General features: G+C 64.7%; 12 protein-coding genes. 6 read left to right on the forward strand and 6 right to left on the reverse strand.

Annotated features, from left to right (window positions below):
* Window positions 1-41 precede the first annotated feature (41 nt).
* Together ispH and M2361_RS21630 are read right to left on the reverse strand one after the other, a co-directional pair.
* The gene (gene ispH / locus M2361_RS21625) at window positions 42-1,019 is read right to left on the reverse strand and encodes a 4-hydroxy-3-methylbut-2-enyl diphosphate reductase (protein WP_259251723.1); all 978 of its coding nucleotides are present in this window, start codon (window positions 1,017-1,019) and stop codon (window positions 42-44) included.
* Complete coding sequence (locus M2361_RS21630; protein ID WP_083447433.1) at window positions 1,019-1,495, reverse strand: peptidylprolyl isomerase; 477 nt, start codon at window positions 1,493-1,495, stop codon at window positions 1,019-1,021. The genes ispH and M2361_RS21630 overlap by 1 nt, the downstream gene beginning before the upstream one ends.
* Before the next feature lie 49 nt (window positions 1,496-1,544).
* Here M2361_RS21630 and radC point away from each other — a divergent pair, with 49 nt between their 5' ends.
* The 6 genes from radC to M2361_RS21660 all read left to right on the forward strand — a co-directional run bounded on the left by radC (window position 1,545) and on the right by M2361_RS21660 (window position 7,828).
* The gene (radC, locus tag M2361_RS21635) at window positions 1,545-2,222 is read left to right on the forward strand and encodes a DNA repair protein RadC (RefSeq protein ID WP_259251724.1); all 678 of its coding nucleotides are present in this window, start codon (window positions 1,545-1,547) and stop codon (window positions 2,220-2,222) included.
* A gap of 180 nt (window positions 2,223-2,402) precedes the next feature.
* Complete coding sequence (gene kynB / locus M2361_RS21640; protein ID WP_259251725.1) at window positions 2,403-3,029, forward strand: arylformamidase; 627 nt, start codon at window positions 2,403-2,405, stop codon at window positions 3,027-3,029.
* A gap of 185 nt (window positions 3,030-3,214) precedes the next feature.
* Entirely contained in the window at window positions 3,215-4,063 is an 849-nt protein-coding gene (kynA, locus tag M2361_RS21645) for a tryptophan 2,3-dioxygenase (protein ID WP_259251726.1), read from the forward strand.
* A gap of 246 nt (window positions 4,064-4,309) precedes the next feature.
* Window positions 4,310-4,576 (forward strand): type B 50S ribosomal protein L31, encoded by a 267-nt coding sequence (locus M2361_RS21650; protein ID WP_006218255.1) that lies wholly within the window; start codon window positions 4,310-4,312, stop codon window positions 4,574-4,576.
* A 124-nt stretch (window positions 4,577-4,700) separates the two neighbouring features.
* A complete protein-coding gene (locus M2361_RS21655) occupies window positions 4,701-6,431 on the forward strand; it encodes a glycosyltransferase family 39 protein (RefSeq protein ID WP_259251728.1) in 1,731 nt (576 codons plus the stop codon).
* Complete coding sequence (locus tag M2361_RS21660; RefSeq protein ID WP_259251730.1) at window positions 6,428-7,828, forward strand: MATE family efflux transporter; 1,401 nt, start codon at window positions 6,428-6,430, stop codon at window positions 7,826-7,828. Before M2361_RS21655 ends, M2361_RS21660 begins: the two co-directional genes overlap by 4 nt.
* A gap of 47 nt (window positions 7,829-7,875) precedes the next feature.
* On the opposite strand, the gene paaK is transcribed toward M2361_RS21660, so the two are convergent.
* From paaK to paaN, 4 genes are all read right to left on the reverse strand, one after another.
* Window positions 7,876-9,195, reverse strand: coding sequence for a phenylacetate--CoA ligase PaaK (paaK, locus tag M2361_RS21665; RefSeq protein ID WP_100857161.1), 1,320 nt, complete (start codon window positions 9,193-9,195; stop codon window positions 7,876-7,878).
* 137 nt (window positions 9,196-9,332) lie between these two features.
* The gene (paaI, locus tag M2361_RS21670) at window positions 9,333-9,803 is read right to left on the reverse strand and encodes a hydroxyphenylacetyl-CoA thioesterase PaaI (protein ID WP_050447926.1); all 471 of its coding nucleotides are present in this window, start codon (window positions 9,801-9,803) and stop codon (window positions 9,333-9,335) included.
* Complete coding sequence (gene paaG / locus M2361_RS21675; RefSeq protein WP_259251731.1) at window positions 9,803-10,591, reverse strand: 2-(1,2-epoxy-1,2-dihydrophenyl)acetyl-CoA isomerase PaaG; 789 nt, start codon at window positions 10,589-10,591, stop codon at window positions 9,803-9,805. The genes paaI and paaG overlap by 1 nt, the downstream gene beginning before the upstream one ends.
* A 14-nt stretch (window positions 10,592-10,605) precedes the next feature.
* Complete coding sequence (paaN, locus tag M2361_RS21680; RefSeq protein WP_100857163.1) at window positions 10,606-12,270, reverse strand: phenylacetic acid degradation protein PaaN; 1,665 nt, start codon at window positions 12,268-12,270, stop codon at window positions 10,606-10,608.
* Window positions 12,271-12,313 lie beyond the last annotated feature (43 nt).

The following is a 12,313-nucleotide window of genomic DNA, read 5'->3' on the forward strand; positions in this document are numbered from 1 at the left end:
CCTTGATGTTTTTCCCGGCGCCGCGCACAAGCGGCGCCTGCCTATTCCAGCGATTCCGTCTGCGCGGCCTTGCGCGACAAGCCCTTGGGCAACGGAAAGGCCACATTCTCTTCCAGGCCGGGCATGGTGCGCACCGACACCGCGCCCAATTCCTTGACGCGGTCGATGACCTGCTGCACCAGGATTTCTGGCGCGGACGCGCCCGCCGTCACGCCGATGCGCTTGCGGTCCACCAGCCAGGCCGGGTCGATGGAATGCGCGCCGTCAATCAGGTAGGACGCCACGCCCTTGCGCTCGGCCACTTCGCGCAGGCGATTGGAGTTCGAGCTGTTCGGGCTGCCCACGACCAACACCAGGTCGCACTCGGGCGCCATCACCTTGACCGCGTCCTGGCGGTTCTGGGTGGCGTAGCAGATGTCGCTTTTCTTGGGTTCGACAATGCTGGGAAAACGCACCTTCAGTGCCTGCGACACCGCCGCCGCGTCATCCACGGACAAGGTCGTCTGCGTGACGTAGGCCAGGTTTTCAGCGTCGTTTACCTCCAGGCCCGCCACGTCGTCCACGGTTTCAACCAGGTACATGCCGCCTTGCGCCTGCCCCAGTGTGCCCTCGACTTCGGGATGGCCCTTGTGGCCGATCATGATGATCTCGCGGCCGGCGGCGCGCATGCGAGCCACTTCAATATGAACCTTGGTCACCAACGGGCAGGTGGCGTCAAACACCTGCAGCCCGCGCGACTCGGCTTCCGCCCGCACCGCCTTGGACACGCCGTGGGCCGAGAACACGACGATGGCGCCCGCGGGCGCGTCGTCCAGTTCATCGATGAAGATCGCGCCCTTGGCGCGCAAGTCTTCCACCACATAGCGGTTGTGGACGATCTCATGGCGCACGTAGATCGGGGCGCCATGCAGTTCGATCGCGCGCTCGACGATGTCGATCGCGCGGTCCACGCCGGCACAGAAGCCGCGCGGCTGGGCCAGCACGACTTCGGCGTCGGAGGCGGTAACGGCCTTGCTCATCAGAGAACTCCCAGCAGCGCCACGTCCAGTTGCAAGCGGACGCCCGCAAGCGGATGGTTGAAGTCGAACAGCGCCGACTCATCGTTGATTTCTTTCAGCACACCCGAATAGCGCCCGCCGTTGGGCGCGGTGAATTCCACCAGGTCGCCCGGTTCGAACGTCGCATCGGCGCCCGCGTGTTCGGCGAGCATCGCGCGCGTGACCCGTTGGATCAGCTCAGGATTGCGGTCGCCATAGGCGTCCGCCGGCTCCAGGGTGACACTGAACTTTTCGCCTTCGGCGTGACCGATCAGCGCGGCTTCCAGCCCAGGCGCCCACTGGCCGCTGCCCATTTGCAGCGTGCCGGGACGGCCGTCGAAAGTGTTGGTGAACACCGAATCCTTGCCAGGACCGGATGCAAGCGTGATTCGGTAATGCAGCGTCAGGTAGGAATCCTGACGGACAAAAACGTTCACTTCGTTAGAGGCGATGCTCAAGATCTGCCACCGTATGGATATTGGATAAACCCTGATTTTAGAGCCTCTTATGAAATTGTCTGTCCGGCTGGCAAAACATGAGCGCCCCCGCGAACGATTGTTGCGCCACGGCGCCGGGGCGCTCCAGGATGCGGAGCTGCTGGCGCTGGGCCTGCGCACCGGTATTCCCGGCCTTAACGTGGTGGATTTGTCCAACCGCTTGCTTGAACGCTTTTCCGGCCTGCGCGGCCTGCTGGGGGCCACACCCGAGGAGCTCATGAACGTCCCCGGGCTGGGCGCCGCTAAAGCCTGCACGCTTGCCGCCTTGCTGGAACTGGCCCGGCGGGCCATCGAAGAAGACATGACCCGTCCCCATTCCCTGCGCCACCCTGCCCAAGTGAAACAATATTGCATGACCGCGCTGGGCCATCGGCACGTGGAGCACTGCATAGCCCTCTACCTGGACAACCAGTTGCGGGTGATCGCCACCGGCGAACTGGCGCGCGGCACGCTGTCGCAGGCTTCTGTCTACCCGCGCGAGGTCGTGCGCGAAGCGCTGCGCCACCATGCCGCCGCGCTGATCGTCGCGCACAACCACCCTTCGGGCCTGGCCGAGCCCAGCGCGGCTGACCGCGGCTTCACGCAGCAATTGAAACAGGCGTTGGCGCTGGTGGACGTAAAACTGGTGGACCACCTGATCGTCGCGGGCGCGTCCGTCATCTCCATGGCCGAGCTGGGCGGTGTCTAGCCCCAAACCATCCCGCTGCGCGCCGCGCGGGGTGCCGGAATTCGTTAGACTACCGCCCGAAATTGCTTTAGGCTTTAACCTATTCCGACGCGGCCAGCCCCGCTTGGCCAAGGCCGATCAGCCCGCGCCGCTAGCCCGCCTTCGGCCAGACCCTTTCCGCCAGCCACGAAACGCCTTCTGATGAAACGCTTGTGGGACATTTCCCCGCCCGTCTCCACGGCGTCGCCCGTTTTTCCCGGCGACACGCCGTATCGCCAGCAATGGAAGTGGTCGCTTACGCCCGGCTGTCCGGTCAATGTCAGTGAGATCACGCTGTCGCCGCATATCGGCGCGCACGCGGATGCCCCGTTGCACTACCAGAACGGCGCGGCCGCCATCGGCGCGGTGTCGCTGGAACCCTTTCTTGGCCCCTGTCGCGTCATCCACGCGATTGATTGCGGCCCGCTCATCACCACGGACCACCTGGCCCACGCGGCCCTGAACCTGCCGCCGCGCGTGCTCGTGCGCACCGCCAAGCATGCGGCGCAAGATTGGTGGACCGACGATTTCTCGGCCTACGCGCCCCAAACGATCGAATGGCTGGCCGAACGCGGCGTCATGCTGATCGGCTTGGATACCGCCAGCATCGATCCCGCGTCCAGCAAGACCCTGGACAGCCACCACACGATCTTGCGGCACGACATGCGGGTACTGGAAAATCTGGTGCTTGATGACGTGCCCGAAGGCGATTACGAATTGATCGCCCTGCCGTTGGCGCTGGCCCAGGCCGATGCCAGCCCGGTTCGCGCCGTCTTGCGCGAACTGTAGGCTGGTCCGCTGGCCCTCGGGCGGGCGCCTTCAACCGGCCCCGCCCGCCTAGAAAGACGCACGATCATGAATATCACCCTTGATCACACCGTGGCGCTTGCCTGCGCCCGCACACGCTCGCCCGGATGGCGCGCGCTGCCCGCCTCGGCCCGCCGCGCCGCGCCCCCCTGCCACGGAGGCCAAGCATGAGCTGCCCGCACCGCCCCGAAGACATCGTCCACCAGGAAAAAGCGCAACTGGATTTCACGCGCGACATGACCTACGGCGATTACCTGCATCTGGATGAAGTACTGGGCGCGCAGCACCCGCTGTCGCCCGAGCACAACGAGATGCTCTTCATCATCCAGCATCAGACCAGCGAACTCTGGATGAAGCTGATGCTGCACGAACTGCGCGCGGCCATCGCCAATGTGGCGGCGGACCGGCTGCAACCCGCCTTCAAGATGCTGGCGCGCGTCAGCAAGATCATGGAGCAACTGGTACACGCCTGGGATGTGCTTGCCACCATGACGCCGCCCGAATATTCGGCGCTGCGCCCGTACCTGGCGCGTTCCAGCGGGTTCCAGAGCTACCAGTACCGCCAGATCGAATTCCTGCTGGGCAACAAGAACGCGGCCATGCTGAAACCGCACGCGCATCGCGAAGACCTGCTGGCCCAGGTGCGCAGCGCCTACGACGCGCCCTCGCTGTACGACGAATCGCTGCGGCTGCTGGCACGGCACGGCGTGGACGTGCCCGCCGACCGGCTTGAGCGCGACTGGACGCAGCCGTATGTTTCGTCGGAAGGCGTCGAAGCCGCCTGGCTGACCGTCTACCGCGACACCGACCGCTACTGGGACTTGTATCAACTGGGCGAAAAGCTGACCGATCTGGAAGATGCCTTTCGTTTGTGGCGATTCCGCCACGTGACGACCGTGGAACGGGTCATCGGCTTCAAGCGCGGCACCGGCGGCACGTCTGGCGTGGACTACCTGCGTCGGATGCTTGATGTGGTGCTGTTCCCGGAAATCTGGAAACTGCGAACAGAACTTTGAGTCTGCCCCCAATTTTCAGCCGGGCGGCGCGCTGGCGTTTCGACCGTTTTACGCTGGCGCCTCAGGAAAAACCCGTGCTAGAATTTGGGGTTACTTTTTGGATACGTGGCTGGAATCCTTGCGTGGGCGTTCTGTTGTGCATGGCATAAGTGCGTGACATAACTGAACGTTGAACGGCATAGCGCGTCCTGGCTGGCGACCCTACAACTTGAAAAAGACTCTTTGACGAGTCCTAGGATAAGCACCATGAAAGAAGGCATTCACCCCGAATACCGCGAAGTCGTTTTCGCCGATCTGCAAACGGGCAACAAGTTCATCACTCGTTCGACCGTGCACACGCGCGAAACCGTTGAAATCGACGGCAAGACGTACCCGCTCTTCAAGTGCGACGTGACCTCCGAATCGCACCCGTTCTACACGGGCGCCCAAACGCGTATCGTCGAAACCGGCCGTGTGGAAAAGTTCCGCGCTCGCTTCGCCCGTACGGCCGGCACCGTCAAGTCCGCTTCCTGATCCTGTTGCTCCTGCGGGAGTCACAGCAAAAAGGCAGCCTTCGGGCTGCTTTTTTTTCCCCCCTAGCCGGCTTTTTACCGGTTGGGGGCTGGCGCAACCAGATCACTCGGTTACATTAACGCCCGTGTCCCCACTTTCTTTTTCCACTCCCGCCCGGCTCACTTCCGTGGCGACCGCAAAGCTCCCCAGACTGATTCTGCTGGGCTTGGCCCTGGCCTATATCGTGGCCGGCCTGTTCATGCGCGACCCGTGGAAAACAGACGATGCGGTTGGCCTAGCGACGATGATCACGGCGATCCGCGAAGGCGGCATAACCTGGTTGCTGCCTCAGGTGGGCCTGCTGGCCCACGCCGAGGAAGGCCCGCTGGTCACCTGGGTGGGCGCCATCTGCATCTGGCTGTTCGGCCCGTTCATCGGCGACATCACCGCCGGCCGCCTGCCCAATCTGCTGTGGTTCGGCATTACCGCCGCAAGCGTCTGGTACGGCACGTACCTGCTGGGTCGCCGCAGCGAAGCGCAACCATTGGCCCTGCCCTTCGGCGGCGAGCCCGAGCCGCGTGACTACGGACGCATGCTGGCCGACGCCGCCCTGCTGCTGTTGCTGGCCACGGTCGGCATCCTGCAACGCACCCATGAAACCACGGTCGTGCCCGCCATCATGGCCTGCCAGGCGCTGGCCTTCTACTCGTTGGCGCGCAGTGTCGACCGGCCCTTCACCGGCACCACCACCCTGGGTATCGCGCTGGCCGCCAGCTTCCTGACGCGCGGCTGGGTGGGCGCCACGCCCATCATGATCGGCGCGCTGCTGGCCTTCTACCCGCGCAGCCAATTGTGGAAGTGCAAACGCTGGCTGCCGTGGGCGGCGCTGGTTACTGTCGCGCTGATCCTGGCCTGGTGGATCCCGGCCAGCGAAAGCAGCCAGTATTGGATCCGCAACTGGAAGACGTGGAACCTGTCGTCCTTCGCCGTGCCATCCTGGCACGACGTGGGCCGTACCCTGCGCGATCTTCCCTGGTATCTGTGGCCGACCTGGCCGCTGGCCCTGCTGGCCGCGTGGCGTTGGCGCGACTGGATCTACGCGCCGCACATCTGGCTGCCGCTGATGCTGCTGGTTTGCGCGGCCGCGGTGCTGTTTGGCCTGGAAGAAGCCACCGATTCCGAATATGTGTTGCTGGCGGTGCCGTGCGCGGTGCTGGGCGCGTTCTCGTTGCCGACCCTGCGCCGTGGCGTCGTCAACACGCTGGATTGGTTTGCCGTCATGTGCTTTTCGCTGACGGCCGCGACCGCCTGGCTGGGCTGGGTGGCGCTGCACTTCCACTGGCCGGCTCAGATCTCCCGCAACATCGCCCGCCAGACGACCGGCTACGAGCCCGTCATCTCGTGGGGCGCCTTTACCCTGGCGGTGATCTTCACCGTGGCGTGGATCGCACTGGTGGTGTGGCGCCTGCGCGTGCGGCCGCAAGCCCTGTGGCGCGGCACCGTGCTGTCCGCCGGCGGATTGACCGTGACGTGGATCCTGCTGGTGCTGCTGTGGCAACCCGCCGTGGACTACGCGCGCAGCTATCGCACCGTGTCGGGCCAACTGGCCCAGGCGCTGGCGCAACACACTCGGCCCGGCGAATGCGTGCGCGGCTTGAGCCTGGGCAGCGGCCAACGCGCCTCGTTCCTGATCTTCAATAACCTGAGCTTCACGTTCGACGCGAAGTGCACGCTGATCCTTCAACAGACCAACAACCAGAGCCTGCGCGACAACACCGCCGCCTATAGCGATGGCGCAGACGTGCTGTGGCAAGGCGGCCGTCGCGCCGACCGCCAGGAAGTGTTCCGACTACTGCGAGTCGGCCCCAACCGATGACCCCCGCAAACGCGGCGCCGATATCTTTCGGCGCCACCCTGCGCGGCATCGCCAAGCAGGCCTGGCCAGTGCTGATCAGCCAGTGGGCCGGTATTTCGTTCGGCGTGCTGGACACCGCCATGACGGGACACTCCAGCGCCAGCGACCTAGCCGCGATGGCCCTGTCCGCATCCATCTACATCACCGTTTTCGTGGGCCTGATGGGCGTGGTTCACGCGCTGATCCCGATCCTGGCCCAGCATTACGGCGCCGGCAACAACGACGAAGTCGGCCGCAGTTGGGGCCAAGGCGTCTGGCTGGCGCTGGGCCTGTCCATGGTGGGCGCGGTGCTGATGCTGTTTCCGGACGTGTGGCTGTCGATGTCGGGCGATGTGGCCCCTGGCGTGCGCGAACGGATCGGGTCGTATCTGCAGGCGCTGGTGCTGGCGCTACCGGCCGCACTGGTCTTTCGCACCATCTACGCGCTGGGCACTTCGGTATCGCGCCCAAAGCTCGTCATGGCGATCAACCTGTCGGCCATCGCCTTCAAGGCATTCTTCAACTGGCTGCTTATTTACGGCAACCTGGGCCTGCCCGCCATGGGCGCCACCGGCGCAGGGCTGGCGACCGCGATCGTCTCGTGGATGAGCCTGGGGCTGGGCCTCTGGGTCATCACGCATGACCGCTTCTACCGGCGCTTCAATCTGCGCATCGGCAAGCCCGATTGGAAGACGCTGAAAGAGTTGCTGCGCCTGGGCGTACCGATGGGCGGTTCGTACCTGGTGGAAGTGTCGGCCTTTACCTTCATGGCCCTGCTGGTGGCGCGTGAAGGCACGTATGTGACCGGCGGGCACCAGATCATGTCGAACCTGGCCGCCCTGTGCTACATGATGCCCATGGCGCTGGGCGTGGCTACCGCCGCGCTGACCGCACAGGCCATTGGCGCCGGCAATCTGGCGCACGCGCACCGCACCGGCATGGCCGGGCTGGCGCTGGGCCTGATCGGCGCGCTGCTGACCTCCGCCGTACTACTGGTGGGCCGCCCGCTGATCCTGGCCGCGTACACGGACGACATCGGCGTGGCCGCCGTGGCGACGACGCTGCTAGCCGTGTTGCCGCTGTTTCACCTGTTCGATTCCATGCAGTGCATCAACTCTTACCTGCTGCGCGCGTACAAGGTGGCCGTGGTTCCACTGCTATTGCAGGTGGTGGCGCTGGCGGGCGTGGGTCTGGTCGGCGGCTGGTGGTTCGGTTTCGGCCCGGGCCGTGGCGGCCTGGACGGTATCCGCAACGTGCTCTTGCCCGGCTCACCCGAAGGCGCCGGCAGCATGTGGCTGATGGCGATGGTGGGCCTGGCGCTGTCCGCCATCCTGCTGCACATCTGGTACCGGCGCATCGTGCGGACCTTGGCAAGATAAAAAAGCAGCCAAGCGGCTGCTTTTTTATTGCACCGGACACGACGGCGTCAGACCACCTTCGGACGCTTGTCGATCACGCGACGCGCCTTGCCCGTCAGCGTGCGTTCAACATGGCCCGCGTCCGACACCTGGATGCGCGCGCTGACGCCGATGTGCGTCTTCACGGCATGCTGCAATTGCTTGCCCAGGTTATTGCGCTCGGCATCGGACAGACCCGAGAACTCCGCGCGCACTTCCGTCAGGATCTCAAGCTCGTCCATATTGCCGGTGCGCGACAGCACCAACTGGTAGTGCGGCGCCAGTTGCGCAATCTTCAGCACCAGCTCTTCCACTTGCGTCGGGAACATGTTCACGCCCCGCACAATCAGCATGTCGTCGCTGCGGCCGGTGATTTTGCCGATGCGGCGCATGCTGCGCGCGGTAGCCGGCAACAGGCGGGTCAGGTCGCGCGTGCGGTAGCGAATGATGGGCATCGCTTCCTTGGTCAACGACGTGAACACCAATTCGCCCGGCTCGCCGTCGGCCACGGGCTCGCCGGTGTCGGGGTTGATGATCTCGGCGTAGAAGTGGTCTTCCCAGACGACGGGGCCGTCCTTCGTTTCCACGCATTCGCTGGCCACGCCCGGCCCCATCACTTCCGACAAGCCATAGATGTCGACCGCATCGATGCCCGCCTCGGCCTCGATGTCGGCACGCATCTGCCCCGTCCACGGCTCGGCGCCAAAGATGCCGATACGCAGCGAGCTTTGACGCGGATCAATGCCTTGGCGACGCTGTTCTTCGAGAATATTGCAGAAATAGGAAGGCGTGACCATGATGATGTCCGGACGGAAATCATTGATCAGCTGCACCTGCTTTTCAGTTTGCCCGCCCGACATCGGGATGACCGTGCAACCCAGGCGCTCGGCGCCGTAATGCGCACCCAGGCCGCCCGTGAAGAGGCCATAGCCGTAGGCGATGTGTACCGTGTCGCCGGGCTTGCCGCCGGCCGCGCGGATCGAGCGCGCCACCAGGTTGGCCCAGTTGTCCAGGTCGCCCTTGGTGTAGCCCACCACCGTCGGCTTGCCGGTCGTGCCGCTGGACGCATGGATGCGCGAAATGCGCTCGCGCGGCACCGCGAACATGCCGAACGGATAGTTGTCGCGCAGTTCCTTCTTGGTCGTGAAAGGAAACTTTGAAATATCGGACAACTGCTTCAGGTCATCGGGGTGCACACCCGCTTCGTCGAACGCTTTCTTGTAGTGCGGGACGTTGTCGTACGCATGCTTGAGCGACCACTTCAGGCGCTCAAGCTGCAGCGCGCGCAGTTCATCCTCGCTGGCATGCTCGATGGGGTCCAGCCCCGGCTTGCTCATGGTGTTGGACATGGTTATCTCTCTCCTGAAATTCTTTCTACACCGGTGTGGACGGCGCGCGGGGTTCTCGGTCCGCGCTGCTGCCGCCATGCCGTTGGCCTTGGCTTTGGTTGGATGACGACGTTTCTATTGGCGTTGGAGTGTCATCCTCAGCCTTCGGCGGGAACCCCCACGATCTGGCCCTTGATGCGATAGGACCGCCCACGGAACAGGGCGACGTTGCGGCCGTCCTGGTTAGTGACGGTGACGTCATACACGCCCGTGCGGCCGGCCAGCGAGCGCTCTTGCGCCACCGCGGTCAACAGGTCGCCTTCGAAGCCCGGCGCCAGGTAATCGATGGTGCAGCCCGAAGCCACGGTGCTGACATTGCGGGAATTGCAAGAGAACGCGAACGCGCTGTCGGCCAGCGCGAAGATGAAGCCGCCGTGGCAGGTCTTGTGACCGTTCAGCATGTCGGCGCGCACGCGCATCGTCAGCCGCGCATAGCCCGGCGCCATTTCCTCGACCTTCATGTCCAAGCCTTGCGAGGCCGCATCACCCGCGTACATCACGGTGCCAACGGCCTGCGCGAGTTCCTGCGGATCGCTCGGCGCTTCAACGGGGGGAACGTGTACGCTCATCATTGCCCCTTGAATTGCGGTTCGCGCTTGCCCAGGAAGGCGGCCACGCCTTCCGCGTAGTCAGCGCTGCGACCCAGCTCACGCATCATGTCGCGTTCCAGATCCAATTGCGTCGACAGGTCATTGCCCAGGCTGGCCTGCATGGCCTGCTTGGTGAACGCCAGGCCCTTGGTGGGCGCCGTGGAGAAGTGCTGCGCCAGGCGTTCCAGTGTTGCGTCGAACTCTTCATCCGCCACGCATTGCCAGATCAGGCCCCATTCCTCGGCCTGCTTGGCGCTGAGCTTGTCGCCCAGCATGGCCAGGCCCATGGCGCGCGCGCGGCCCACCAGGCGCGGCAGCGCGAACGTACCACCCGTGTCGGGAATCAAGCCCAGGCGGCAGAACGACTGAATGAAATTGGCCGATGCCTTGGCAATGACGATGTCACCCGCGAACGCCAGGTTGGCGCCCGCCCCGGCCGCCACGCCGTTCACGCCCACCACAACGGGCATGGGCAAGGCGTTCAGGCGGCGTACCAACGGCGCGTAGAACTTGTCGACGGTTTCGCCCAGATCGGGCGGCGTGCCGTCTTCGGCGGGCTTGCGCTCGCTTAAGTCCTGGCCCGCACAAAAGCCACGGCCCGCGCCGGTCAGCACCAGCACGCGCGCGCCTTCGGTTTCCACGCGCGCCAGCGCGTCGGCCACTTCGGCGTGCATGTTGGCCGTGAAGCTGTTCAGCTTGTCGGGGCGGTTCAGCGTCAGGCGGGCGATGCCGCCCGACAGGTCGAATTGAATATCCTGGTAGCTCATAAGCGTCGCCCTGCTTAGACGTGACGGCGGGTTTGCACCACGCGGAAGCGGTTCGACACGAAGGCCGTGTCGGACAGCGCAGCATTGGCGGCCGGGTTGGCGCCGGTGCCGTGGAAGTCGCTGAATGCCGCGGTCTGGTTGACGAACACCGCGCCCGTCAGGTTCAACGACAGCGACACGCCGGACACTTCAGCCGCGTCCTGCACCTGGTCAGCCACTTGCGGGTCGGTCGTGTAGGCCGACAAGGACAAGGCGCCGTGCTGGATGACGCTGTCGCGCGCCAACTGGACGCTGTGCGCGGTGGAATCCGTGGCCACCACGAAGGCGATCGGGCCAAACCATTCCTGGCTGATGGCCGCGTTGCCCGCTTCCGTGCGCAGCAGCAACGGCGTGCGCACACGCGCGTTTTCAAACTGCGGATGCGTCAGCGTCTTGCTGTCGGCCACTACCGGCAGGCCCAACGCGCGGGCCTTTTCGATGCGTTCAACGATGCCGTCGTTCTGGATGGCGCCGGTCAGTTCGACTGCGCGGGCGGCGTCCGCGCCCAGCTTCTCCAGCGCCACGCCCAAGGCGGCGGCAACGTCATCAAAGCTGACGCGGCCTTCCGGCGTGTTGATGCCGTCGCGCGGCACGTAGATATTTTGCGGCGCCGTGCACATCTGGCCCGAGTACAAGGCCAGCGAAAACGCCAGGTTGCGCGCCACGCCCTTCAAGTCGTCGGTGGAATCGATGATGACCTGGTTGACGCCGGCCTTCTCGGTGTAGACCAGTGCCTGGCGAGCATTGTTTTCCAGCCAGTCGCCGTTGGCGGTGCTGCCGGTGAAGTCCACGATCTTGACGGCCGGATCCAGCGCCAGCTTCTGCGCCGTATCGTCGCCCGCTTCGTGCGCGGCCAGCAGGACCACATCAGGGTCGAAGCCCGCTTCTTGCAGCACTTCGCGCGCGACCTTCACGGTGATGGCCAGCGGCAGGATCGCGCCCGGGTGCGGCTTGACGATGACGGTGTTGCCGGTGGCCAGGCTGGCGAACATGCCGGGGTAGCCGTTCCAGGTGGGGAAGGTCGAGCAGCCGATCACCAGCGCCACGCCACGCGGCACCACGGTGAACTGCTTTTCCATGCGGATCGGGTCATTCTTGCCTTGCGGCTTTTCCCAGATCGCCACGCCCGGAATGCGCGACATTTCCTGCCAGGCGTAGGTCACGGCCTCAAAGCCACGGTCTTGCGCGTGCGGGCCACCGGCCTGGAAGGCCATCATGAAACCCTGGCCGGTGGTGTGCTGCACGGCGTAGGCAATTTCAAAACTGAGCTTGTTCAGGCGCGCCAGGATTTCCAGCGACACGCCCACCCAGGCTTGCGGGCCGGCGCGGCGCCAATCTTCCAGCGCGCGCTTGGAGGCGCTGATCAGCTTGTCGACCGGCACGTGCGGGTACGTAATGCCCAGGTCAAAGCCATACGGCGATTTTTCGCCGCCCACGGTGCCGTCGGCATCATGCAGGTTCAACGGAAACGGCTTGCCCTTCAAGGCCTCGAAGGCGGCGCGGCCGTCGTCATTGGCCGTTTCGCCATAGTTGCGCGGGCTGGGCGATTCAGCAAACGGGCTCCAGTAGCCACGCAACGCGGCTGCCGCCAGGGATTGTTCCAGCACGGGCTGGTGACGTTCGAAGAATTTTTGGGACACGCTTGTCTCTCCAATGAATTAGGGGTGTCTGACTGGCACAGGC

This window comes from Achromobacter sp. JUb104, from assembly GCF_024806975.1.
Taxonomy (GTDB): domain Bacteria; phylum Pseudomonadota; class Gammaproteobacteria; order Burkholderiales; family Burkholderiaceae_B; genus Achromobacter; species Achromobacter spanius.